Source organism: Alkalispirochaeta alkalica DSM 8900 (genome assembly GCF_000373545.1).
Taxonomy (GTDB): domain Bacteria; phylum Spirochaetota; class Spirochaetia; order DSM-27196; family Alkalispirochaetaceae; genus Alkalispirochaeta; species Alkalispirochaeta alkalica.
On the sequence record NZ_KB891691.1, the window covers coordinates 70,672 to 95,169 of the forward strand.

Annotated in this window: 20 protein-coding genes and 1 tRNA gene; 11 read left to right on the top strand and 10 right to left on the bottom strand. The window is 59.4% G+C overall.

Features of this window, described 5'->3' with window-relative positions; translation table 11 throughout:
• Positions 1-185 precede the first annotated feature (185 nt).
• The 3 genes from B071_RS0100310 to B071_RS18030 are packed head-to-tail and all read left to right on the top strand — an operon-like array spanning position 186 to position 4,031.
• Entirely contained in the window at positions 186-977 is a 792-nt protein-coding gene (locus B071_RS0100310; RefSeq protein ID WP_040586815.1) for an ABC transporter ATP-binding protein, read from the top strand.
• A complete protein-coding gene (locus tag B071_RS0100315) occupies positions 962-2,467 on the top strand; it encodes an MlaD family protein (RefSeq protein ID WP_018525106.1) in 1,506 nt (501 codons plus the stop codon). The genes B071_RS0100310 and B071_RS0100315 overlap by 16 nt, the downstream gene beginning before the upstream one ends.
• A gap of 49 nt (positions 2,468-2,516) precedes the next feature.
• Positions 2,517-4,031: a sensor domain-containing diguanylate cyclase gene (locus B071_RS18030; protein ID WP_051075232.1), complete on the top strand. Its 1,515-nt coding sequence runs from the start codon at positions 2,517-2,519 to the stop codon at positions 4,029-4,031.
• On the opposite strand, the gene B071_RS0100325 is transcribed toward B071_RS18030, so the two are convergent.
• From B071_RS0100325 to B071_RS18035, 4 genes are all read right to left on the bottom strand, one after another.
• Positions 4,028-4,627, bottom strand: coding sequence for a DUF2284 domain-containing protein (locus tag B071_RS0100325; RefSeq protein ID WP_018525107.1), 600 nt, complete (start codon positions 4,625-4,627; stop codon positions 4,028-4,030). The genes B071_RS18030 and B071_RS0100325 overlap by 4 nt on opposite strands.
• Positions 4,624-4,803: an FMN-binding protein gene (locus B071_RS20215; RefSeq protein WP_157702967.1), complete on the bottom strand. Its 180-nt coding sequence runs from the start codon at positions 4,801-4,803 to the stop codon at positions 4,624-4,626. Before B071_RS20215 ends, B071_RS0100325 begins: the two co-directional genes overlap by 4 nt.
• Before the next feature lie 187 nt (positions 4,804-4,990).
• A tRNA-Ile gene (locus B071_RS0100330) sits at positions 4,991-5,064 on the bottom strand.
• A gap of 145 nt (positions 5,065-5,209) precedes the next feature.
• A complete protein-coding gene (locus tag B071_RS18035) occupies positions 5,210-6,055 on the bottom strand; it encodes a septal ring lytic transglycosylase RlpA family protein (RefSeq protein ID WP_094354926.1) in 846 nt (281 codons plus the stop codon).
• 63 nt (positions 6,056-6,118) lie between these two features.
• On the opposite strand from B071_RS18035, the gene lysS reads away from it, so the two are divergent.
• Positions 6,119-7,726 (top strand): lysine--tRNA ligase, encoded by a 1,608-nt coding sequence (lysS, locus tag B071_RS0100340; RefSeq protein ID WP_018525109.1) that lies wholly within the window; start codon positions 6,119-6,121, stop codon positions 7,724-7,726.
• Positions 7,727-8,058: 332 nt separating this feature from the next.
• Positions 8,059-9,681, top strand: a complete 1,623-nt coding sequence (locus B071_RS18040; RefSeq protein ID WP_498365788.1) for a sensor histidine kinase — start codon at positions 8,059-8,061, stop codon at positions 9,679-9,681.
• On the opposite strand, the gene B071_RS18045 is transcribed toward B071_RS18040, so the two are convergent.
• On the bottom strand, positions 9,614-11,380 hold the full coding sequence (locus tag B071_RS18045) for a sigma-54 interaction domain-containing protein (protein WP_083914210.1): 1,767 nt from the start codon (positions 11,378-11,380) through the stop codon (positions 9,614-9,616). The two genes, B071_RS18040 and B071_RS18045, sit on opposite strands and share 68 nt — an antisense overlap.
• A 159-nt stretch (positions 11,381-11,539) precedes the next feature.
• Between B071_RS18045 and B071_RS0100360 the strand changes: the two genes are divergently transcribed.
• The 4 genes from B071_RS0100360 to B071_RS0100375 all read left to right on the top strand — a co-directional run bounded on the left by B071_RS0100360 (position 11,540) and on the right by B071_RS0100375 (position 15,438).
• Positions 11,540-12,640 carry a sulfate ABC transporter substrate-binding protein gene (locus B071_RS0100360; protein ID WP_018525112.1) on the top strand — a complete coding sequence of 367 codons (1,101 nt, stop codon included), beginning with the start codon at positions 11,540-11,542 and terminating at the stop codon, positions 12,638-12,640.
• Between the two features lie 2 nt (positions 12,641-12,642).
• On the top strand, positions 12,643-13,473 hold the full coding sequence (gene cysT, locus B071_RS0100365; protein WP_026244860.1) for a sulfate ABC transporter permease subunit CysT: 831 nt from the start codon (positions 12,643-12,645) through the stop codon (positions 13,471-13,473).
• A gap of 11 nt (positions 13,474-13,484) precedes the next feature.
• Positions 13,485-14,339, top strand: coding sequence for a sulfate ABC transporter permease subunit CysW (cysW, locus tag B071_RS0100370; RefSeq protein WP_103679939.1), 855 nt, complete (start codon positions 13,485-13,487; stop codon positions 14,337-14,339).
• Position 14,340: 1 nt separating this feature from the next.
• Positions 14,341-15,438, top strand: a complete 1,098-nt coding sequence (locus B071_RS0100375; protein ID WP_215730259.1) for a sulfate/molybdate ABC transporter ATP-binding protein — start codon at positions 14,341-14,343, stop codon at positions 15,436-15,438.
• Positions 15,439-15,948: 510 nt separating this feature from the next.
• Here the strand turns inward: B071_RS0100375 and B071_RS0100385 are convergent.
• Complete coding sequence (locus tag B071_RS0100385) at positions 15,949-16,374, bottom strand: GNAT family N-acetyltransferase (RefSeq protein WP_018525117.1); 426 nt, start codon at positions 16,372-16,374, stop codon at positions 15,949-15,951.
• A gap of 5 nt (positions 16,375-16,379) precedes the next feature.
• The gene (locus tag B071_RS0100390) at positions 16,380-17,828 is read right to left on the bottom strand and encodes an FAD-dependent oxidoreductase (RefSeq protein WP_018525118.1); all 1,449 of its coding nucleotides are present in this window, start codon (positions 17,826-17,828) and stop codon (positions 16,380-16,382) included.
• A 461-nt stretch (positions 17,829-18,289) separates the two neighbouring features.
• Here B071_RS0100390 and B071_RS19485 point away from each other — a divergent pair, with 461 nt between their 5' ends.
• Positions 18,290-19,387: an alpha/beta hydrolase family protein gene (locus B071_RS19485; protein WP_438829513.1), complete on the top strand. Its 1,098-nt coding sequence runs from the start codon at positions 18,290-18,292 to the stop codon at positions 19,385-19,387.
• A 23-nt stretch (positions 19,388-19,410) separates the two neighbouring features.
• Positions 19,411-20,859 carry an MATE family efflux transporter gene (locus tag B071_RS0100400; protein WP_157702953.1) on the top strand — a complete coding sequence of 483 codons (1,449 nt, stop codon included), beginning with the start codon at positions 19,411-19,413 and terminating at the stop codon, positions 20,857-20,859.
• A 74-nt stretch (positions 20,860-20,933) separates the two neighbouring features.
• Here B071_RS0100400 and B071_RS0100405 read toward each other — a convergent pair whose 3' ends face one another.
• The 3 genes from B071_RS0100405 to B071_RS0100415 are packed head-to-tail and all read right to left on the bottom strand — an operon-like array spanning position 20,934 to position 24,495.
• Positions 20,934-22,163, bottom strand: coding sequence for a CaiB/BaiF CoA transferase family protein (locus B071_RS0100405; RefSeq protein WP_018525121.1), 1,230 nt, complete (start codon positions 22,161-22,163; stop codon positions 20,934-20,936).
• The gene (locus B071_RS0100410; protein WP_018525122.1) at positions 22,160-23,332 is read right to left on the bottom strand and encodes a YkvI family membrane protein; all 1,173 of its coding nucleotides are present in this window, start codon (positions 23,330-23,332) and stop codon (positions 22,160-22,162) included. Before B071_RS0100410 ends, B071_RS0100405 begins: the two co-directional genes overlap by 4 nt.
• 2 nt (positions 23,333-23,334) lie before the next feature.
• Positions 23,335-24,495: a 2-hydroxyacyl-CoA dehydratase subunit D gene (locus B071_RS0100415; RefSeq protein ID WP_018525123.1), complete on the bottom strand. Its 1,161-nt coding sequence runs from the start codon at positions 24,493-24,495 to the stop codon at positions 23,335-23,337.
• Positions 24,496-24,498 lie beyond the last annotated feature (3 nt).

Below are 24,498 nucleotides of genomic sequence, written 5' to 3' on the forward strand. Positions count from 1 at the left end.
CCAGCTGCTGTAGTTAGCGAGCTGTCGCAGCAGGTGTATGCCTCACCGCGCCGGAGGATCCTCTCTGCTGGAACTGGCTCCACAGAGGCGACGCGTCTCCCGGTTTGGGTATGCGGACCGTTTCCCGGATAACAAAGGGTTGATTTTTTTATCCCGCCGTGTATCTTTTTTTAATATCGGATAGGATGGGGCTGGTGGACACAACGATCGTCTCGGTGCAGGACATTCACAAGCGCTTCGGGGAGAACAACGTCCTCCAGGGTGCGACCATCTCTTTCCCCAAGGGGAAGATCACGGCGATCATCGGCCAGAGCGGGACCGGCAAGAGCGTCCTCATCAAGACGATCATCGGGGTGCTCACACCCGACCGGGGCCAGATCTTCTACGAGGGTGAGGAGATCACCGCAGCGTCGCCGGAACGCAGGAGAATGATCAGGCGGAACTTCGGCTATCTCTTTCAGGATTCGGCCCTCTTCGACTCCATGAACGTCTACGACAACATCGCGTTCCCCCTGGTGGAAACACTCCGCATGAAGGACAAACGCAAGATACGGAGGATCGTAGAGGAGAAACTCGAGTGGATCGGCCTGCCCGGCATCGAGCGAAAACTCCCGGCGGAGCTCTCGGGAGGGATGCGCAAGCGCGTGGGGCTTGCCCGGACGCTGGCGCTCCAACCCTCGGTACTGCTCTTTGACGAGCCCACCACGGGACTCGACCCGGTTCTCTCGGAGAGCATCAACGATCTCATCGTGCGGGTTAACCAGGAGTTTGGAATCACCTGCATTCTTATCACCCACGACATCCAGGCGACCTTTCGCATCTCCGATTACATCGGCTTTCTCTACGACGGTGTTATCCAGGAGGAGGGAATCCCCGGAGACCTTGTCGGTGCAGAGCATCCCGTGCTAAAGAAGTTCATTGACAATTCCTTTTCGGCACCCCTGGAAGTTGAGGTACAGCCATGTCCCGATATCTGAGCATCGGTCTCTTTGTCACCGCTATCGCCACCGCCACCGTGGTCTACGTGCTCCGTACGTCCAGCTCCATCGGCCTGGGCGAAACCTACACCGTGTACGCCTACGTGGACGACGCCAGCGGGCTTCTGGTGGATTCCGTGGTGCGCCTTGCCGGGGTCGATGTGGGACGTCTGGCGGCGATCGAACTCGAGGGAAGCCAGGCACGTCTTACCCTGCGGATACGCCGGGGGGTCGAACTCTACGAGGATGCCATGGTCTCGAAGGCAACCGAGAGTATCCTCGGCACCGCTACAGTCTCGATCAACGCCGGGAGTGGCCGGGGCGCCCTGTTGCAGGACGGCCACCAGGTGCAGCACGTGCGGCAGATGGCGAACGTGGCCGATGCCGTGGAGAGCGCCAACCAGCTTGCTACCAGCGCCACCCGCCTGGTGGACGAGTTCCACGCCTTTCTCCAGGACGGCGAGACCGTGGACGCCCTGAACGATATCGTGGCCGTGGCCAGGGAGACGGCCTTTTCCGTGAGCATGCTGCTCCAGGAAAACCTCGTCATTGCCCGCGACACCCTGCTGACCATCCAGTCCATGACCGGCAGGGTCGATGCCGGAGCCGATGACAAGCTCGCTCTGGTTCAGGAAATTCTCGAGTCCACGGCGCAGCTTACGGCGCGTCTGGACCGGATTGTAGGGGAGAACGAGAGTGGCATTGTTCGGAGTATCGAGGAGGTAGAGGGTAATCTGGTGGCTCTCCGCGATGTTCTGGCCTCCGTTCAGGGGAGCGCCGATAACGTCTCGGACATCACCCGGGTAGTTCGCGACGGAGAAGGCAACCTGGGACAGCTCATCCACGACGACGAGCTCTATACCCGGGCGGTGCGGATCACCGAGAAGGCCGAGGAGTTCCTCGATGCCACCGTGGGCATGGGCGTCCAGGTCGATTTCCGTTCGGAACTGCTTATGGATCAGCTCGAGACCAAGGATCGCTTCGACCTTCGTCTGGTGCCCCGCGCGGGTGACCGCTACTATACCTTCGGTCTGATCAATACCCCCGTTCCAACCACCACCGAAACGATCGTAGAACGCGATGTAACAGGCGGTGGATCCCCCGGACAGACGGTCACGCGCACGGTAAAGCAGGAAGAGGAGATGAAATTCAACCTGCAGATGGCGCGTGTCTGGGGCCCCCTGACGGTTCGCGCCGGCGTGATGGAGAGCTCTCCCGGCATCGGGATCGATATCTCGCCCGTCAGGAGGGTGATGCTCAGCGGCGAGGCCTTCGATTTTGGTGCCGACGACGGGATCTATCTGCGGGCCTTCGGGCAGTTCTATCCCTTCTACGACCCCGAGAGCAGCAATCCCCTGCAGTGGCTCTATCTCACGGGTGGGGTCGACGACGCCATGGACGTGTACCATCGGGATTTCTTCCTCGGTGCGGGGGTCCGTTTCACCGATCATGATCTGCGGGGGCTCGTGGGATTCATCCCGGTACAATAGGGGCCTCGTTCCGGTTTTCCTGGTCCGGGGTGTTGTATATTAGTACACCATGGATCGTCCTCAGGAAACAGAGTCGGCTACGCTTCCGCTCTCGGTCTCAACCCTCTCCAGAATGGGCCTCTTCGTAAAGGACCAGGCCGGGGCTCCCGTGCTGGTAAGCCGCGTCTGGACGGACCTCGGCTATACCGGGGAGGAACTCCGGGGGGAAGAGTGGTTTGAAAAAGTGCACCCCCACGATCAGAACGAGGTCCGTCGCCTCCGGAAGGATCTCCTCGCAGGAAAACGGGAGCACGGCCGTCTCATCTGCCGTATCCGGTCAGCCCGGGGTGCGTGGCGGTGGTGTGTCGCCTCGGTGATGGTAGAGGGCGATCTGCGAAGAGGGGACGCGCTCTTTGTCGGGCACGTCCAGGATGTAACCTACCTGAAAGAGCTCCAGCAGGCAGCAGAAGAGGCCCGGGCCTGTGCAGAGGAGCGGGCGGCCGAGGCGGAGTCGCTGCGCTACGCCGGAGCGATCATCGCGGCGAGCCTGGATAAACGCGAGATGGTGCTCCGCGTGGCGCATCAGCTGGGGAGGATGATTCCCCTGGAGCAGTCGGTTGTCTTCGAGCGGTCGGGGCGCGAATTAAACGCCCTTGTCGATGACCAGCCAGATCAGAATCCGCCGGATCACGCCGAGTCGTGCTGTAGCCAGCCCGGCTATAACCAGTCGAACCATAACCAGTCCGGCCATAACCAGCCCAGCCAGACAGGGGCAGGATTTTCCCTGAAGATCTTCGAGCAGGGGATCGGCCACGAAGCGCTGCTACGATGTTTGCGATCAGCCCTTCCGGAGTCCTTCCAGGACCCGCAGCTGGCATCGCGGTCCTGGCTCCTGGTTCCCCTGGTGATCCGGGGCGGCCTCGAAGGAGTGTGTGCGCTGAGCCGATGCGACGGGGCGACCTTCTCCGAAGGGGAGATTCGAAAGGCGCTGGGAATCGCCGATTTTCTGGCCCTGGCCCTGAACAACGGTCGTCTCTATGAGGGGATGAGCCTTCTGGCCACCACCGATCAGCTCAGTGGCCTGGCGAACCGCCACGCCTTCTTTCTCGAGGCCGAGGTAATCCTGGCAGAGTCCTGGCGACGGGGCCAGCCCCTGGGGTGTCTGCTGATCGACCTGGATTACTTCAAGAAGATCAACGACACCTGGGGGCATCTGGCAGGCGATCAGGTCTTGCGGGAGGTGGCGGGCGCTATCCGCTCCTCCTTCCGCGATGGTGATCTGGCGGGGCGTTACGGGGGAGAGGAGTTTGTTGCGCTTCTTCCCGGTGCAGGAGAAGAGGCTTGCCGTGCCGTGGCAGAGCGAGTGTGCCGGAAGGTGCGGGGGCTCCAGGTATCCGCGATCGACCGATCCATAACCTGCAGTGTGGGGGTCGCCGTCGTCCCGGGTGACGGCGAGGGGGATATCCCCGGTCTCGAGACAGTTCTGGCGACCGCCGATGAAGCGCTCTACAAGGCGAAGGAGGCCGGCAGGGACCGGGTGGTTCTGGCCGTGTTGCAGCAGGCCGGGGCCACCAGGGAGTGCTAATGCTTTTTTTCCGGCGGGCCGGCGAAGCGTTCCAGCGGAGCGGCCTCGTGCGACAGGATCAGGGCCACGGCCACAAGAGCGGCCGGTTCCTGTCCCGGTGAGGGCCACTCCAGGGGGAGGTCAAGAAGCTCCTGGACCATGTCGGACACGAGAAATCCCAGCGATTCCAGGGAGTATTTCATCTTCCGGGGGAACCTGCAGGGTTTCCCCTCATCGCGGCTGCACCGGGAGCAGTGGTAGCAGTTTCCCGCGATGAGAACCTCCAGGGAGCGTTCCTCCCCGGGGGGCTGCACCGAGAGAAACCGCAGCAGTTCCTGGCCCAGCTCGCGTCGGGACTCCTGAAAGATCTCCTCCAGGGGTCGCCGGGGATGAACCCGGGGATCACGGGTGATTCTCTCGGCCACCACCAGAGCCCAGGAGAAGGGCCTCAGGAAGGCTTCACCCGAGAAGGGGTGAGGCGGGCAGGACCAGAAGGAGCCGTAGAAGGGACAGGCCCGGCAGTAGCCTTCAACCCGAAGGGGCTCGTACCAGGCCAGAAGGGTTTCCGCTGGCACGAGCCTGGTGGAGCGACTGGTCAGGTAATCGCGGGGAATCATGGTGAGGATTCTCTCCTCCTGAGGGCATCGGCCACTGCTATCAGATAGCCCTTGCTGGTCATGGTTGCTCCCGAGACGGCCTCCAGGAGAGGCTTTTCGCGGGAACTGTCAAAAATGGAGGCCCTGTCTTTCGCATCGCCTTTCCTTTTCCTGAAACCTTTCTGGCCGAGGATAATGGCTTTTCCCGGCGGGGTGAAGACCCTTTCGGGAGGAGGCGTTGCTGCGCCGGGGCGTTCGGGTTTTTTCGGAAGAGCTCCGGTGCACGTCGGGAGGAGTGGCCGAGATCGGGGTAGTTCCGGCGTGTGCCGGGGAACCGCCCCGGGGAGCCGGGGTACGCCCGGTCAGGGCCGGGAAGGTCGGGTATGGGCCCATTCGGACTTGAACCGAAGACCCGCGGATTATGAGTCCGCTGCTCTAACCAACTGAGCTATGGGCCCGAAAGAGGCTTGAACACACGGAGACCGACTGTGATGAAAAACGGTGCGTGTTCAAGCCTGCAAAATGATACGCCCGATAATGCCACGCCGGACGCTCTGCGTCAACCCCGCGTTCCCCGGCAGGGCAGGGCGACAAGGCTGGGCTTCAGGATTGGGGCCTGTGGCGGCGTATCAGGACGTTCTGATGGCCGACCGAGGCCAGACGCCGACGGATTTCCGGAAGATCTTCCTCGGGAACAGCAGGAATAATCACCCGGTAGATGTTCTGATCTGGTACATCCTCGATAGCGGGAGCGAGACCAGCCCGGGAGAGTCTCTCCAGGAGGTTCCGGGCACCCGCAGGGGAGGAGAAGGATGCGATCTGCACCGTCCTGAGGGTGCACTCCGGCTCGTAGTGGAGAATTTCCAGGTTCACCGGGGCGATTCCTGCCGAGGTCATGTCGATGGCGTCGGCTGCGGCTCGGGAAAGATCGATCACCCGATTATCCACAAAGGGGCCGCGATCGTTGATTCGCACATCGACACTTTTCCCATTTGTCTGATTTGTTACCCGCACAATTGTTCCGAAGGGTAACTCCCGGTGGGCCGCGCTGATCTGGTGGGTATCAAAGACTTCACCGTTCGCCGTGAGACGTCCCTGAAACTTTCCTCCGTACCAGGATGCGACCCCCTGGAGCTGATAGTCCCGTGAAGGCCGGGGAGATTCCCCGGAAGAACGATCCTGCGGAACAGTTCCTGCATTTCCGGCATCCCGGGCGTCTCCCGTGGCCGTCGTCACGGGAGACTGTACATTTTTTTCAGCCCTCCGGGTGCGATCGGTGCTTCCCTCCGGGGGTGCAGTATCTCGGGGTGCAACAAAAGAAGGCAAGGGCGGTATTCCGTAGACCCCATCGGGGGAGGCGGGATCGGCCCGGAGTGGTTCCGGGAGCCCCGGAACCCCCAGAAGGCAGAGAACCGCCACGACCGCTCCCGGTAAAGTAGATCGTTTCATGAGGACTGTATCGGCCCCTTGGCGTTGTCAATTTACCCCGCTCCCGGGTATAGTGCGAGATCTATGGCACATTCTACGGGACCCACAAAACCAGCTAGTACCCACTGGGCAGATATCAACGCTGCCAAAATCATACGCGAAAAGGGCGAGAAAGCCCGCTATACCTGCGCCTCGGGGATAACCCCCTCGGGGACCGTCCACGTGGGCAATTTCAGGGAAATCATCTCGGTTGATCTGGTTGTTCGGGCCCTGCGGGACCTGGGCAGGGAGACTCGATTTCTCTATTCCTGGGACGATTACGACGTCTTCCGAAAAGTTCCGGGGAACGTCCCCGATCCCCAGGCATGGCAAAAGTATCTTCGTCAGCCCATCACGAGTGTCCCCGATCCGGCGGGGGGTTCCACAAGCTATGCCCGGGCTAACGAGGAGGAGCTGGAGAGCCAGCTCGCACGGGTGGGTATCGCCCCGGAATATATCTACCAGGCCGAGCAATATCAGGCATCCCGCTACGCTCCGGGGATACGCACTGCCCTGGAGCGCCGGGAGGATATCCGTGAGGCCCTGAATCGCTTTCGTACCGCCCCCCTTCCGCAGGACTGGTGGCCTGTGAGCGTCTTCAGCCGGTTTACCAACCGCGATACCACCACCGTTCTTGGCTGGGACGGGGAGTGGGCGCTTCGCTACCGCTGCGACGAGACAAACCAGGAAGATACGGTGGATCTTCGTGAAACGGGTTGCGTGAAGCTCCCCTGGCGGATCGACTGGCCCATGCGCTGGAGCGTAGAGGGGGTTGATTTCGAGCCGGCAGGGAAGGACCACCACAGCGAGGGGGGGAGCTTCGACACAGCTCGTCTGGTCTCACAGGAGATCTACCGCTTCGATCCGCCCGTGACCTTCCAGTACGATTTTATCAGCATCAAGGGGCGCGGGGGGAAGATGTCCAGTTCCTCGGGTGAGGTCATCAGCTTGCGCGATGTCTTGCAGGTCTATCAGCCCGAGATCGTGCGCTACCTCTTTGCCGGGACCAGACCCAACTCGGAGTTTGCCATATCCTTCGACCTCGACGTGATCAAGATCTACGAGGACTACGACCGGTGCGAGCGTATCTACTTCGGCCAGGATCAGGTGAACGAGAAGCGGGCCGAGAAGGAGNGCAGAATTTACGAGCTCTCCCAGGTGGAATCGGTACCGCAGGAACTCCCCGGTCAGGTGCCGTTTCGCCATCTTTGCAACCTTCTGCTGATTCACGACGGGGTTCTGGAGGCCGCGCTGGCAGCGATGCCCGGGTATGGGGAGTTCGACCAGGAGTTGCGTCGTCGGGCAGAGCAGCGTGCCCGGTGCGCCTGGGAATGGATCACCACCTTTGCTCCCGAGGAGTTCCGTTTCTCCGTGGTGGATCCCCGCGAGACCGAGCCTCTCCCGCTCTCCGGACCGGAACGTGCCGCTGTGGCTGGTCTGCGGCGTCTTGTGGCGGAGCAGCTCCAGGAACTCGACGAAAAGGAGCTGCAGGATGCCCTCTACGCAATCGCCCGGGAGGAGGGGCTGGAGCCGAAGGATTTCTTTGCCCTGCTGTATCGCATCCTTGTCCGCAAGGAGAAGGGGCCCCGCCTGGCGGGTTTCCTGAAGACTCTGGGGGATCAACGGGTCTGTGCCATTCTGGCACCCTATTGAGCAGCAGGATCTCCGGCAGAATCCCGCTCTCCCGGGAGCGTTCTGCCGGGGGAGCAGGATCCTGCCGGGGGCGTGCGTTCCCGCCTCTCTTCCATTACACTTGAACGTGCTATGACAGCCTCTTTCGGTATGGCAGCTTCTTTCGTCATGACGGATTCTTTCGCTATTAGAGACCTCTTCGGTATTCCCGGGAGGTGCCCATGATCACTTTTTTCTCGTTGCGCGCCAGGATGGTTCTTGCCTTTGGGGGCATCTCGGTATTGCTCCTGACCGCCGCCGGAGGAATATCCCTGATCCAGACAGGGCGTCTCCAGCGGCAGACCCTGGATGTCATGACTCGCCAGATCGTGGAGGCCCGGGCTGCCGAGGTGGGTCGTTGGCTCGAGGGCCACCGAAACGAGGTCAGAATTCTCAGCCGTTTTGAGATTTTTCGGGCCGGCTCCCTGAGCGAGATAGCCCGCTATCTGGAGATGGTCCACGGCGAGAGGAACCCGGAACAGGAAAATATCTTCTTTGTGAATCCCAAGGGTGATTTTATTACCAGCGACGGTCGCGGCGGGAGTCTCCTAAAGCGCCAGTACGTTCGGGATATTCTCACGGGTCGGAAAACCGCTGCTGTCAGCGACGGCCTGCTGAGTCTGGGGACGGGAAACCCGATCGTGGCTGTGGCACAGGAGGTGCTGAGTCCCGGCGGTGAGCCCAGGGGGATCATCGGAGCATCGGTTACCCTCCGTGCTTTTAGCAGGCTTACCCGGAGCATGAAATTTGGTGCCGAAGGGTATGGTGCGATCGTTGACGGCCAGGGGCTGATCATCGGGCACCCCGATCCCTCGCTGGTGATGCGCATGGACACCCTGAACGCCCCCGACTGGGAGGGTGTGCGCGAGGTGGGGCTCCGGATGGTGGCCGGTGAGGCCGGGTCCAGCGATTACCGAACGCCCCAGGGGGTCCGTCGCCACGCCGTCTTTTCACCCGTTCCGGGGGCGCCCGGTTGGAGCGTGGCCTATTTGATGCCCCACTCTGACATTGCTGGCCCGGTCTGGCGGATTGTGCGAACCGCCATGGTTTTTATTCTGGCAGCCATTCTGGGGGTGGTAGCCACGGCGGTGGTCTCGGCGAACCACATCGCCTCACCGATTCTGGAACTCCAGCGGGCAGTGACAGCCATCGACCTGACCAACCCCGTGGTCTCCGGGGCCTTTGCGTCACTGGTGAGGCAGCGGAACGAGATCGGCCTGCTGGCCCGGGCCGTACTGGGAATGAACGAACGGATTCATCAGGACTACCAGCGCATCCAGGATGCGCTGCACGAAAAAGAACTGCTTCTGAAGGAGATTCACCACCGGGTAAAGAACAACCTGCAGATTGTTTCGAGTATCATCAGCCTTCAGGGAGAGGCCCTGGCCGATCAGGCAGGGCGCGACGCCCTGCGGGAGTGTGAGAACCGCATCCACGCGATCGCGGCGGTGCACGAATGGTCCTATCAGTCATCGGACTTTTCCCGCGTTCCCATGGATCACTATCTGCAGGAACTCTGCGGATCTCTCCAGGGCGGTCTTCTCGATTCTTCCGACGCGGTGGAGATCTTGGTGCAGACCGACGAGCTCTTTCTTCCCATGGAGCAGGCGATCTCCTGCGGTTTTATCGTGACCGAAGTGGTGACCAACTCGCTGAAATACGCCTTCCCCCGGGGTCGGGCAGATAACGAGGCGNCGACGGTCACCGTAGAGGTGCGTCTTTCCGGTGAGCGCTGCGTCCTGCGCATACGAGACAACGGGGTAGGGCTGGGGCCGGTTTCTTCCCGTCGTGAAGGGCTCGGTTCGGAGCTGGTGGCAGCCTTTGCCGGGCAGTTGGGAGGGGATTTGGAGGTAACGACCGGGAAGGGCGTCACCGTGGAGGTTTTCTTCTCTCCTGACCAGAGAGGTCCCGGCTCCGGCGGTATTCACCCCATCTGATCCCCTGGCGACGCATGCGTGCGCGCAGCGTGTGGGGATTGATCCCCAGAAGGCGGGCCGCTCCCTCCGGACCCTCGATCGTTCCCCGTGTTTTTTCCAGGGCCCTGCGGATGTGGCGTTCCATCGCTTCGTCCAGTGTGGGGAAGGCAGGGGGGCCGGCCCCGAGGGGGGCGGGAGAAATATCGCTTTCCCGGGGAGTATCTGGAGCCAGAGGTACGATCCGCTCCAGGGCCTTGTGAAAGTCCAGGGCACCGCCCTCACTCAGGAGGACGGCCCGGTCCATTACCGATGCAAGTTCGCGGATGTTCCCCGGCCATTGGTATGAGCGCAGTATCTCTACATCGGCCCCGGTGATGGATTGGGTTCTTATTCCGAATTTTCGGGACGAACGCTGACAGAAGTGATGAGCCAGAGCGGGAATATCCTCCTGTCGCTCCCGCAGGGGAGGAATAACGATGGGATACCCGCTGAGTCGATACCAGAGATCCTCCCTGAACGCTCCCTGCTGGATCATTCCGGGAAGATCCCGGTGGGTTGCCGCAACAATTCGCACATCGACCGATATCTCCTCTTCGCCTCCAACCCGTTCGAAGGTGCCTTCCTGAAGAACGCGCAGGAGTCGTACCTGGGCCGGCAAGGGCAGGTCGCCGATCTCGTCAAGGAGCAGCGTGCCACCGTGGGCTCTCTCGAACCAGCCGAGTTTTCGCTTGACCGCGCCCGTAAAGGCGCCCCGCTCGTGGCCGAAGAGTTCCGAGTCGATGAGCTCCGGTGCGATCGCACCGCAGTTTACCCTGATGAAGGGCTGATCGCGCCGGGGGGAGCGGCGGTGGATCCTGCGGGCGATCACCTCCTTCCCCGTACCGCTTTCTCCCAGGAGAAGAACAGGCAGGGAAGACGACACCACCGATTCTATTCGCTTCAGGACGCTTCGCAGGCCGCCTTCTTCCCCAATGAGGTGCTCTGTCAGGGCCGCTCTACCCTCCCTGTATGCTCCAGGAACGCTGGGGGGGGCTTCGGAAAGATCGAGGCTCCCCTCTGGAAGATCGTGGGGCGCAGGAGTCCGGGGGGCGCTGCGCCCGATCCTGGCATTCTGAAGAAGTCCTGCAATCGGTGGGGCCAGGACCGTCTCGAGATGCTTTCTGAGCGCTTCTTTGCTCCTGGTGAGCTCTTCTCCGGCTTCGATCCCCCCGGCGGGAACGGCCAGGAGCGCCCCCGGGAAGATTCGTCCAGGCAGGGATGTATCGGGCCTGATCAGGGGAACCGCCACAGCCCTCGACCATGAGGAATACCCCGGAAGAGAAGTCAGGACCCTCTCCATTCGCTCTTCTCCGCGAGCATCCTCCATCATTGCCAGGATGGCGGGGTCAGAGGACCGGGTATACTCTGTTTCGGGGGGGTNCCCCCGGAAGGTGCGGTAAAAATGGACATTCCCGGTGTCGTTGCTGCAGAACGATCCCCGGGGGAAGACGATCAGAGCCAGTTCCGAGCAGGATACACGATGCGCCTCGTCCGGAAAGGTGTCCGAAGGATCCTCCGGAAACGCTTTGGAGAAGGAGAAAGAAAGAAACTGCGCCAGGGTTTTTTCGCAACCTTCGGGAAAGAGACTCTTTCGGCAGGCCTCCTGCCACAGACAGGTCAGGGTTGAGGAAAAATTCTGCTCCATAAGCTGTATTATATAACGGCTCCCGTTAAATAACATAGCTAAAAAGGTCTTTTCCCGGGATATATCGCGGCTTTTGTCTGGTCTTTCCGATTATCCAGGGTGATGAGGATCTTAAGGTATGATCAGGCCGCGATTTACCGCTGTCTTTGTTTTTTGGCACGGAAATTGCTNATACTCGATGGAGGTACATGAATCATGAAGCATCCCCGAAAAAAGACTATTTCCACGGTGATTCTCGTGGCCCTGATAACGGTGTCCACCGGTCTTATCCTGATACTCGGCGCCTGTGGCGGCCAGGAAGACTCGCGAAGAACGCTCCTGAATGTTTCTTACGATCCAACCCGGGAACTCTACCGGGAATATAATGCGGCCTTTGTCGAACACTGGAAAAATACCACCGGTGAAGATGTCGTCATCACCATGTCCCACGGGGGATCGGGGAGTCAGGCCAGAGCGGTCATCGACGGGCTCGAGGCCGACGTAGTTACCCTGGCCCTGGCCTACGATATCGATGCTATTGCCCTGCACGGGCAACTCCTTCCNGAAGGTTGGATCGGAACACTCCCGAACAACAATGCTCCCTATGTATCGGCCCTGACCTTTCTGGTGCGGAAGGGAAACCCCANGAACATCACCGACTGGGATGACCTGGTCCGCGAGGGAGTCTCGGTTATCACGCCAAATCCCAAAACGTCGGGGGTGGCTCGCTGGAACTATCTCTCTGCCTGGGGTCATTCGCTCCGTCAGGATCTGGGACCGGACTTTGCGGATATTCTTCAGGATCCGGGGCGTCAGGAGGAGGTTTACGAGGCTCAGGAGAGAGCCCGAGATTTCGTCTATCGTCTNTACAGGAACGTTCCTGTTCTGGATAGGGCTGCCCGGGCGGCAACGAACACCTTCATCCAGCGCAAAATTGGTGATGTTCTGATCAACTGGGAGAACGAGATACTTCTGGGCTCCCGGGAACTGGACGAAGCGGGTCTCGAGATGGTAATCCCCTCGACGAGCATCCTCGCCGAGCCAACGGTAGCGGTGGTTACGGGGAATGCCGATCGTCGGGGTGTGTCGGACCTGGCCGAGGCCTATCTGCGGTATCTCTACGAAGAGGAAAGCCAGGAAATAATCGCCCGCAATTACTACCGCCCCTGGGATGCGGGGGTTCTGGAGCGCCATCGCCAGACCTTCCCCGACCTGGAGTTCTTCACTATCGCCGATGTGTTTGGAGGGTGGGGGGAGGCAAATCGCACCCATTTTGTTGACGGCGGCATCTTTGATCAGCTCTATCTGGAGCAATAGGGATGTCACGGAAGAACAGTTCCTCGCCTTTGCCCGGCTTCGGACTCTCCTTGGGGATTTCTCTTTCCTATGTAGGATTGATCGTGATGATTCCCCTGGGCGGGCTTGTAATCTCGGCCTTCCGGATGAGTTTCGGGGACTTCCTGGCTGCTGCAGTTCGTGATCCCCGGGTCCTTGCCTCCTATCGGGTGAGTTTTGGCTCTGCCCTGGCAGCCGCCGTGATCAATGCCTTCTTCGGGTTCATCGTAGCCTGGGTTCTGGTCCGCTACCGGTTCCCGGGAAGACGATTTCTCGATGCCCTGGTGGATATACCCTTCGCCTTGCCCACGGCGGTATCGGGTATCGCCTTGACTACCCTCTATGCCTCCACAGGATGGATAGGCCGGTTTCTGGCCCCGGCGGGTATCCAGGTTGCCTACGCACGCCCGGGAATTGTGCTGGCCCTGATAGTGGTAGGGCTACCCTTCACGGTGAGAACCCTCCAGCCTGCTCTCCAGGAGCTCGACAGGGAAGTGGAGGAAGCCGCCATGAGCCTGGGGGCGTCTTCCCCCAAGACCTTTCTCAGGGTAACCCTCCCCACGCTCATGCCCGCCGTGCTCACGGGGTTTTCCCTCGCCCTGGCTCGGGGGATTGGCGAGTTCGGGTCGGTTTACTTCATTGCGGGAAACCTGCCAATGAGAACGGAGATCGCACCTCTTTTGATTGTGATGAAGCTCGAGCAGTACGATTATCAGGGCGCCACAGCGATCGGTGTGGTGATGCTTTTGGTGTCGTTTCTGCTTTTGCTGGCAGTGAACATACTACAGTGGTTGAGCCGCAGGAGCACCCTATGAGCGAAAAAACGATGATAAATCCCTCGGGAAGTCTTCGGATCTTTTTCCGGGGGATCGACGGGGGAGTCTTGATACGGCGGGGACTTATCGGGATCACCTGGGCCTTTCTCTCGATCTTTCTGATTCTTCCGGTTATTCTNGTCTTCAGATACGCCTTTTCCCTTGGAGTTGTGGCCTATCTCCAGTCTTTTTTGACCCGGGATGCCCGATCCGCNCTGGGATTGAGTGTTTTTACGGCCCTGATCGTTGTGCCGGTCAACGCCGTTTTTGGAGTCGTCATGGCCTGGGCTATCGCGAAGTTCGAGTTTCGGGGGAAGAATATCCTCCTCACCGTTCTGGATGTCCCCTTCGCCGTATCGCCCGTTATCGCAGGGATGATGTTTCTTCTGCTCTTCGGCTCCAGGGGATTGCTGGGCCCCTGGCTGCAGGAGGCAGGAATTCGTATTGTCTTTGCCCGACCCGGCATCGTCCTGGTCACGCTCTTTGTGACGCTCCCTTTTGTGGCGCGGGAGTTGATTCCCCTGATGCACACCCAGGGGACAGAGGCAGAGATATCGGCTCTGACACTGGGGGCAACGGGACTCCAGACCTTTTTCCGGGTAACCTTGCCCAGTATCAAATGGGGGTTGCTCTACGGCATCCTTCTGAGCAATGCCCGATCCTTTGGGGAGTTTGGCGCTGTCTCGGTGGTGTCCGGCCACATTCGCGGCAAGACCAACACCATCCCGCTTCATGTGGAGATCCTCTTCAACGACTATCAATTCGCTGCATCCTTTGCCATGGCCTCCCTCCTGGTGTTTTTGGGAGTTCTCACGCTGATTGCAAAGGGAATTGCCGAATCAAGGGAGAATTACCGTGAGCATTGAAATGCGAAATCTGAATAAGACCTTTGGAACCTTTCCCGCTGTGCGTGACGTTTCGCTCAAGATCGAAACGGGGCAACTGGTGGCGCTGCTGGGCCCTTCCGGGTCCGGGAAGAGCACCCTTCTGAGAATGATTGCGGGGCTGGAGATACCCGATGAATCCAGGCAGGCCGGGCCTGAGGTCCTTTTTGATGGCAATCCCGTGGGGCACAAGCCTGTTCGGAAACGGGGTGTGGGGTTCGTGTTTCAGCATTACTCCCTGTTCCGGCATATGACGGTCTTCGAAAACGTGGCCTTTGGATTGAGGGTTCGTCCCCGGAGGACTCGTCCCGACCGGGCAGAGATCGACCGAAAAGTAAAGACTCTGCTCGAGCTCATTCAGCTTCAGAGTCTGGCCGGGCGTTACCCCCACCAGCTTTCGGGGGGGCAGCGGCAGAGGGTGGCCCTGGCGAGGGCTCTGGCAGTGGAGCCCCAGGTGTTGCTGCTGGACGAGCCCTTCGGAGCTCTCGATGCCCAGGTTCGGGTAGACCTGCGAAGCTGGTTGAGAAAGCTCCACGACGAGATCAACGTGACCAGCGTGTTTGTCACCCACGATCAGGAGGAGGCGCTGGAAATCGCTGATCGGGTTATCATCATGAACAAGGGCAGAATAGAACAGGATGGGACTCCCTACGAGGTTTTTCATGCGCCGGAAACTCCCTTTGTGATGGGTTTTATCGGGGCGGTGAATACCTTTCGGGGACGTTTGAACAGCTCCCGGGGGATCTTTGGTCCGCTTACGATTGAGCGTCGTGATTTTCCCGACGGGTATCCGGTCGCGGAGGCTGCAGAGGGTGGAGATATTCCCGCCGAGATGTTTGTCCGTCCGCACGAGATAGAACTGAAGGATAAACGGGAGGGAGCGCTCTCGATCCCGGTTCGGATAATCAGGGTTCAGCCCGCAGGAGCCCTGGTCAGGGTAGAGCTCCGCACCGAAGGGGGAGAGGTCCTGACCGCCGAGATATCNCACGAGAGATTCAGAAAGGAAGTCCTGAGCCCCGGCTCCCTGGTGTTTGCAGAGCTGAAAAAGGCCAGGGTTTTTACCCGGACCTCCCCGGTATAGCGCTCGTGCCTGGCGNCCCCTTCCGGTGACCGGCGTTTTTCGGGAATTATTACGAATTTGTAATGCTCCCGCAAGGCGGGGGTAAGTATGACGATCTATCCTTCTGATCCAGGAAGGAGTTCGTCATGTCAGAGAAAAGCAAGAAAATACGCTTGATCGAAACAAAAGAGGAGATCCTTGTTACCATCACCGACGCTGCCGAGGAGNTGCATTTTTCCGGGGTCCTCCCCCGGGGGGATGGAGAGTTTCCCGGTTCCTCGGGACGGNNCCTCCTGGAACCTGCCCGGGAAGGAGACGAGATGATTCTTCGCTTCTCTTTTCAGGGTGGTTTGGGCGACTCCGACGGTCCCCGTGACCGGGAACAGGGNCCCCTGAAACGCTTCGAGGCCTATATCAAGGACCCCCTGGTCACGCTTCGTGACGAAGGATTCCTTCTGGAGGGCACGCTCACGGGCTGGGTTGCCTCCGTGAGCGCCCGGCGGGTCGTTAAATAGTGTTCCGGGCGGACGGTCAGTCGCCCGGGAGATGGCGGATCATCCTGATGTGCCGCAGATCAGCTTCGGTGAATTCCGGTCCCTCGGGTTCGAAGCCGTAGCTCCTGTAGAAGGGTATCGCCTGAATCTGGGCGTGAAGATAGACCATGTCCAGCCCCTGACGGCGAGCCGAGTCGAGGAGCGCCGTCAAAATGTGTCCTCCCGCGCCCTGGCCTCGCCAGGCCGGGAGGACAGCCATCCGGCCGATCTTGCCGGTCTTCTGTAGTCGTCCCGTTCCNAGGGGTGTTCCGTCCTTCTCCAGAGCCAGGGCGTGGGTGCAAAAGCTGTCNTCGCCATCCCAGTCAATTTCCCGGGGTACGCCCTGTTCCGATCCAAAGACCTCGTCGCGAATGGCGCGGATCTCCCCCTCTGCTTCGGCGAAGGAGACGATTCGGATCTCCATGGGTGCTATTTCCCCCCTCTCTGTTGTGCCGCTGCCTCGTAGTCCAGCCCGATAGCCTTGAGGATCGCCGTAAGAATGAAATTGAAGGGCTTGTTGAAGTGGGGAAGGAAGTAGACATCGGTGAAGGCGATCTCGGGAAGGGTCATCTTTTTCTGGATCGCCAGGGCGAGGAAATAGATGACCTCGGTGTGGTTTATCTCACCGTGACTTCCGATCTGGGCCCCCAGGAGACGAAAGGTTTCCCGGTGATACACCAGCTTTATCCGGGTTATGCCGTAGTCGTTCATGAANTCCGGGCGGTCGGCATCCTCNATATAGCTCGATGCCACGGGGAGACCCAGCTCCCGGGCAGCGGCCTCGCTGAGCCCGGTTGAGGCCAGGTTGTTTTCGAAGACGCAGATCGCGTTTGTTCCAGCCACGCTCTCCACGGACACGCCGGGTATNCCGTTGATGGAACTCGCCGCAGCGATTCCCGATTTTACCGCGTTTGTGGCCAGTGCTACCTGCTGGTGCCGATCCAGCGCAGCGTGGTACATGGCGACCGAGTCTCCCACGGCCCACACATCGGGAAGGGAAGTTCGCATGGACCCATCCACCACGAGGGCTCCGTTTTCTGTCTTCTCCGCTTCCTTCAGAAGATCCGTGTTGGGACGAAACCCCACGGCGGTGATCACCAGATCGGCCGGGTAGCGGCCCCTGTCGGTGATAACCTGCCCCACGTGACCGGGGTTATCGGGAGCGGGAGAAAAGCCTGTCACTTTTTCTCCCAGGGCCAGGGTTATCCCGGCCTTCTGCATATCCTCTTCCAGAAGCCGGGTAAATTCGGTGTCAAAGTAGCGGGGAATAACGCGCGTTTCGTAATCGATGAGCGTTACCTCCTTTCCCTTCTGTCGATACGCCTCGGCAAGTTCGATACCAATATAGCCGGCCCCGATCACGGCAACGGAGGATATTTCCGGCTCGTCGGCCTTTTTTATCAGTTCCTGGGCGTGCTGATAGAGTTTGCAGAGCATGATGTTTTTCAGCGCCGCCGATTCCGGGGGAACCCCCGGAATATCCAGGGGCCAGGATCCCGCAGCGTAGACCAATTTGTCGTAATTATCCTGAAACTCCTCTCCGCTTTTGAGGTTCCGCACCAGAAGGGTTTTTTCTCCCGTATTGATGGCGTACACTTCGTGTTCCATGAAGACCCGGGCCCCCAGAGCATCGAGCTGGACCTGATCACAGTAAAAGAGGTCTTCCGGGTTCTTCACCGTCCCTCCCACGGCCAGAGCGATACCACAGCCGAGGAAGCTGATATTGCTGTTTCTGTCGTAGGCGTTGATCTCCAGCTCCGGGTTCTGGGCAAGAAGAGTTCGGATCGCCGATGTCCCCGCGTGATTTATGCCGACCACGACGACCTTTTGCCTCGTTTGTGTCTCTCCGCTCTCCCGGTTCCGCTCTTCTCCTGCCATGGGTGCCGCTCCTTCGCATCAGTGGTTTTGATTTATCGATAATGTAGGTTCGCAAAAGGATGAAGTCAAGAAAATCAGGAGTCCTTTTGTCAGTTTTTTCCGTTCCGGCAGACCAGAGGGCTTCCAGGGACGTCCGGGGTATCTTGACTTCTCCCGGGAGGTATGTTCCATAGTACCCCGAGGAGCTTCCCGTGTTTTTATTTCTGAAGTGCATCACCCTTCGNTTCTGGGTCTTTCTGGCAGTTGTTCTGGCTCTGGCATTTCTTGGTTTTCTCCTGGGAGTTCTGGTNTCNCGTCACGCCGGAGGAGTATCTCTTCTCGGGGTGCCGGAAGGNTCCGCCTCACCAACTTCGGGGCACAGTCCGGCCAGGGATGCTCCAGGAATCGTTTCAATCAACGCAGTCCGTCCCGANGCTCCCGAACTTGCCCGGCTTCAGCGGGCAGGGGTGGGGGTGCGCACCATGGAATTTATCAATCCCGATCAGCTGGACGTGGAAGCCCTGATCCGGGGAGTCGGCGAAGCACGGTCCGATCGCCCTCTTCCTGTAGAGATCTGGTATCCCGCCACCGGCGAGGGCCAGGGGTCTCTCTATGAGGTGACGGGACGCGACGGAAAGCCCTTGACCCTTCGGGGATCGGCCCGCCGGGACGCCCCCGCCGATTATTCCCGGGGCCCGTTCCCCCTGGTGATTCTCTCCCACGGCTATCCGGGGANCCGCTTTCTTCTGAGCCATTTCGGTGAATTTCTCGCNGGTATCGGCTACGTGGTGGTTTCCATTGACCATACGGGTAGTACCTACACCGATCAAGGCTCCTTTGCGGGGACGCTCCGCAACCGCCCGCTGGATCAGAACTTTGTACTCCATGAGGTGGACAGGCTCTCCCGGGAGGGAGCCGGCACCTTTCTGGAGGGGCTCGTCGATCCCGAGAGGACAGGTATCATCGGCTATTCCATGGGAGGGTACGGCGTGCTGAACGCCCTCGGTGCGGGGTTGAGCGATGCTGTCCTTGAGGCCGATTTCGCCCCTCCGGGAGCACTCCAGGATCGCCTGGCCTCTTTCCCCGGTTACAGCGAGACCGTAGACCCCAGAGTTCGGGCTGCCGTGGTGATCGCTCCCTGGGGTGTCCAGGTGGGACTCTGGGATGCTCCTGCCCTGGAAAAGATCAGGGTTCCGCTCTTCTTCATGGCAGGGACGGCCGATTCCGTCTCAGGCTACGACGAAGGTCCCCGGGCAGCCTTTCTCGGGACCCGGGGAACCTCCCGCTATCTGCTCTCCTACGAGCAGGCCGGTCACGCCGTGGCCGCTCCATTTTCCGTGCCCGCTGANGTATGGGCAGGAAGAAGCGGCTTCGGTCATTACGCAGATCCCCTCTGGGACACACTGCAGATGAACAATATCGCTCATCACTTCGTGGCCGCCTTCTTCGGAGAGATCCTCAAGGGGGATCCCTCCATGGCCCGCTTTCTTCGGCATCGATCAGGCCAGGAGGAGACGAGGGAGCTTCAGCTTCCCCGGGGAACCCGCCTGGAGTTTCTCCGGGAAGGAGAAGAAGGATGAAGGCCCTGCGTTATAGGGGCAGGATGCCGCAGATACTACGGAAAGGCCCCTTCAGGGAGGTTCTCTCTCCCCGTGAGGGGCTTGGTACCCACGTACGGAAACTCTTCCTGCTCGGCGGACCGCTCCTTCTGGGGCAGGTGACGCATTATTTTCATCAGATCGCTGACTCGGCGATGCTGGGCCATTTTGGNGACGACAGCCTGGAGCTGGCAGCGGTGGGGATCGCCGGACTCGTTACATGGATTCTGATGACCCTGCTGTGGCCCCTCTCCTCGGGTGTTCAGGCTCTTGCCAGCAGGCGCTACGGGAGGGAACGCCGGCAGAACAGGGCAGACCGTTTTCACACCGGCCAGGTTCTCGACAACGGGATCGTAGTCACCGCAGGAGCAGGTATTATCGCGGCGGGAGCAAGCCTTATCTTCGGGCCGATTCTGGGACTGCTGGTGGATTCTCCCAAGGTTCTGGAGCTCTCGCTGGAGTACATCTCGATTATCCGCTTCGGTCTGCTCCCCATGGGGGTCTTTCTTGTCTGTCAGGGGTTTCTCGGCGCGATTAACAAGACCCGGGCGGTGATGTACGCCGGAGTCCTGAGCAATCTTTTGAACATCCTTCTGAACTGGGTGCTGATTTTCGGTCATTTGGGCTTCCCCGCTCTGGGTGTGCGGGGTGCTGCCCTGGGAACGGTTGTCTCCACGGTCATCGCTGCCTTCTATCTGCTGATTGTGCTTCTCCTTGGCGAGGGACGGCGCGACTACGGGGTTTTTCGCTTCTCTGCCCTGGAGAGAACGCTCCAGGCAGATATTCTTCGGATCGCATCGCCCCAGGCAGTTCAGAACGCCGTGGCGCTTCTTATCTTTCTTGTCTTCCAGACCCTGGTGGAGAGTTACGGTGCGATCTACCTCGCCGCCACGCACAGCATTTTTGCCTTCATGCGCCTGAACAAGACTCTGATCGGTGGGTTCGCCCGAGCTGCATCGATCGCCGTCGGAAATGCCCTGGGCCGGGGTGACAGAGCCGAAGCCCTGGCGGTGATGAGGGACGCTGTCCTTCTCGGAGGCTGTCTTGCCCTGGCTGTTGCCCTCCTTGTGCTGGGAGGGTGCGGAACAATCGCTGCATTTTTTACCAACGATCCCGCTACGCGGGAAGTACTTCGTTTGGGNCTGCTCTTTTTTACGGGGTTCTTCTTTCTCGAGGCTCTGGGATTTACCTTTGAGATTGTCTTTACAGGGAACGGCTTTGGTTCCTACGTGCTGGCAAGCGAGGTTGCAACGAACCTGGTTTTCATTCTGGGGGCAACGCTGGTGGCACGGTTTTTCTATCCCCACCAGATCATGTGGGCCTGGTTTTCCTTCGGTCTGTACCAGGTATTTCACGCCCTCTTTCTTGCCGCAGGCTTTGTGCGCGGCCGCTGGCTCGATGTACGGGTCGAGTCCCCCGGTGCTGTCTGCCTGGACCACCACGATGCCGTCTGATGCGGGAGAAGGCAGCCTGGGGCTGACCCTCTCCCTGGATTCCTGTTACCCGAAGAAGGGTGGGCGGAACCGGATCAGCTTCGGGATTGAGCCGCTCCTGCCTCGATCATGGCCGATATCTGTTCCCGGGAATACCCCAGCTCTTCCAGGACGGCCCTGGTCTGCTCACCCAGATAGGGTCCCCGGTTGTATTCCGGCAAGGGTGTCTCGGCAAACATCACGGGACTTCGAACCAGGGTCCGCGAGTTGCCCGTGGGGTAGGTCATCTCGTGGAAGCAGTTGCTCTCCCAGGCCTGCCGGTCCTGGAGCAGTTCGTCCCAGGTCTGGGCTACCGCATAGGGAATATCGGCCTCTTTCAACGCCTGCACCCATTCGTTCAGATCACGGGTAGCAAAACGCCCCTCGAGTATTTCATAGAACTCTTCCAGGTTGTCCTGCAGCCGGGCCTGGGGAAAGAACCGGTCATCGCCTTTCAGCTCGGGAACTCCCAGGATCTCCATGAAACGATCATAAAAGTAGTCGTATCGGGGCATGGCGATTTGTATCCACCGGCCGTCGCGCGTCTTGTGGGCCACGTTCAACGGATTTGCCAGATGTTTTCTGGAAAGGGGAAACTGCGTTGAGGGATGGCCGTATTGCGAGCTCTGCAACATGATGGCGATGTCCCAGATCGCTGTATGGAAGAGACTGACCGTCACCTTCTCGCCTCGACCCGTTTCCCTGGCCCGGTAGAGCGCGGCCAATACACCCGCTGCCAGATACATCCCTACCTGCTGGTCTCCGAAACCGGGGATGGTGTTCATGGGCACATGATCCTTGTCGAACATGGTCCCCAGTATTCCTCCCCGGGCGTAGAAGGCCGTGAAGTCAAAACCGGGGAGATCCTTGTCGGGGCCTGTCTCGCCATAGCCGCTCACGTACCCCATGATCAGGGAGGGGTATTTTTTCTTCAGCCCCTCGTAGTCCAGTCCTGCCCGTTCCAGAGCGCTCTGTCTCCAGTTTGTTATGAAGATGTCGCTCCCGGCGATGAGTTTTTCCAGGGCATCCCGGCCCTCGGGGCTCTTTGTATTCAGGGCAACGGAGATCTTGTTGCAGTTCTCCAGGTCAAAGCTGGTGTTCTCCTCTTCGCCTGCCGGGCGCCCTTCGTTGACGGCAGTGTATCGCAGGGGATCTCCCTCGAAGGATTCCACTTTGGTGACCTCGGCTCCCATATCGGCGAGGAAGCGAGCGCAGCAAGGAGCTGCGATGAAGGTCGCCAGTTCGACGACCTTTACATTCTCCAGGGGCCTCTGATGGTTCTTCATGCCTGTTCCTCTGCCATGACTGCCACGGAGGCGGGTCTGACGGTATCACCCTTTGTTACAATCATATGCACCACGTAGGGGATCATGACGATGGGTATGGTGAGGTATCCCAGGTAGCCGTATCCCTTTGCCACCAGCGCCAGCAGACCAAACTGGGATATCCCCAGGGCAAGCAAGGTAAAGGCCAGTGTTGTCAGGATCGCCATCTTTGTGGGGCGTCCCGAGGCTTCGCTTGCAGAGAACTCTCCGGGCTGGAACTTGTTACATACCCGGGCTGTAACCCCGGCAATCATGTTCACTGCCGTGGAAACGGCCCCCAGAATGATCAGAGTGCTAATGATTGGTGTCAGAATGGGTGCCCCAACCCCTGTCTGGACAAGGAGGAGTACGGGTACAGCCGAGGTGGCGTATTCTGGGAGGTGCAGAACAGCCATAAGTCCCAGGGTGGACAACATGACGATCACGCTGTTTACACAGAATCCCCAGATCATGCTTTTGTGGGCATCGCTCTGATCCCGGAAGGGCTTTGCGTGCTGCGGCATGAGGCCGATCGAGGCCAGCTGAAAACAGGCGTAGACAAAACAGCTCCACAGGGCAGGGCCGATCGGCGCTGCTGCTGCGGCGGTCACGGAGAGGTTTCCCCTGATGTTCGACCACTGGGCAAAGATGTTGGGAATAAAGATCAGCAAGAGTCCTGTGATAATCAGAACAGAGAGAGTTGAGGCAACTTTCCGCACGATGTTTGTACCGAACACAGCCACGATGAAGATGAACCCGCCGATAATGACGGTACATATCCAGTAGGGGATTCCCAGAAGGGCTGTCATCGTGGCGCCACCCGTAGCAAAGGCAACGGAAGGAGCTACGCAGAGCAGCACAAAATACAGAAGCTCGTAGAGATTGGAGAACACCGGCGCGAACTTCCCGTAAAAACTGTCGTTAAAGCTTCGGTAGTCGTACACTTGGTGGTTGTGGGCGTAGCGGAGTGCGTACCACTGATAGATAGCCCCGATACCTTGGGCAATCACGGGCATGATAAGGCACCAGATTCCATAGTTCAGGAAAAAGGCCTTGAGCTGCGCCCCCGAAGCAAAACCGCCACCAAACTGCGTGGTGAACCAGACGAAAGCAACCCCGATGACAACGGGAAACTTGTCCTTGGTGATCATAACTACATTCTCCTCTGTTCTATCATTTCTTTAAAGGTTTCCAGAGCCGTTCTGGCCTGGCTAAAGTTCGACATCTGTCTATCAACCTCTATGGAGAGGAAGGGAATTCCCGCTGCATCGCAGTTCCGTTTGACCGGCACAAGATCAAACTCCTCGGGGTCACAGAATTTGGTCATGAAATAGATCACGCCCCGGGCGTTCTCCCGGGTAGCGAGGTCGGCCAGGTAGGAGGCCCTTCCCTTTCCGGGGTCAAAAAGGACAGAGCAATGCTGCTGCTTGCAAAATCGCTCTACCAGCGCGTCCAGGGGGGCTCCGCCGGTGGGCGCGTCGGTCCGGTATTGTCTTGACTCGTGGGCCAGGTCATCGGCCACCAGATGGAAACCCGTCTCGTCGAGGATGTTCAGTAACCGGGGGTGATCAGCCAGTATCCCGGTGGTAATCACTCTGGTTCTGGAAGCGGGGCCATCCTCCTTCCGGTGGGGTAAACCCCCGGACTCCTGGTCGGACAACCCCTCGATAAGTCCCTCAACCAGCTCCAGATGATCCTCTTTCCTCATAAAGTGGGCGCTCTTGAAAATATCGCTTCTTTGCCGGGCGCTGATCCGGGGGTGCTTTCCCAGAGTACTGGAAAGTTCCCGCATGGCCTTCCGATGGCGGTTGTAAAGATCAATCGATTTCGCGAGGGCCTCTTCCGAAAAGGGGGTGCCTCCCAGTTCTTCCAGCTTTTCCGAAATCTGCACGAAACCCGATTTCAGATAGTCCTGTGCCGCGGGAATGCCCCTGTTCTGGGGGTAACTGGTGACGATAAGAGGAATGGAGGGAACCGCGTGCTTCCAGTTTTGGGTCAGTACTTTCAGGGAATCGCAGAGCGTTGGAATGACCATGGCGTGTATTCCCTCGTAAGCACCCCGAATACCCAGCTCCACAATGGACTGGGTTATGGAACAGATAAAGGCCGGAAAGAAGGCCTTCGCCTCCTGCAGTTCCAGATCTGCTCCCCAGGCACCCATGGGGACGAATCCCTGGGAATGGATGAGCTCCTCCGGAGCGTAGACCGGTGCAAGGGCGACCACCTTGCGTCCCTGACTGAGGTGATGGTGGAGTTGTTTTTTGGGATTCCCCGCTGCCTCTGCAAGGACCGAGAGTATTTCCTGGTTCGTCATGGT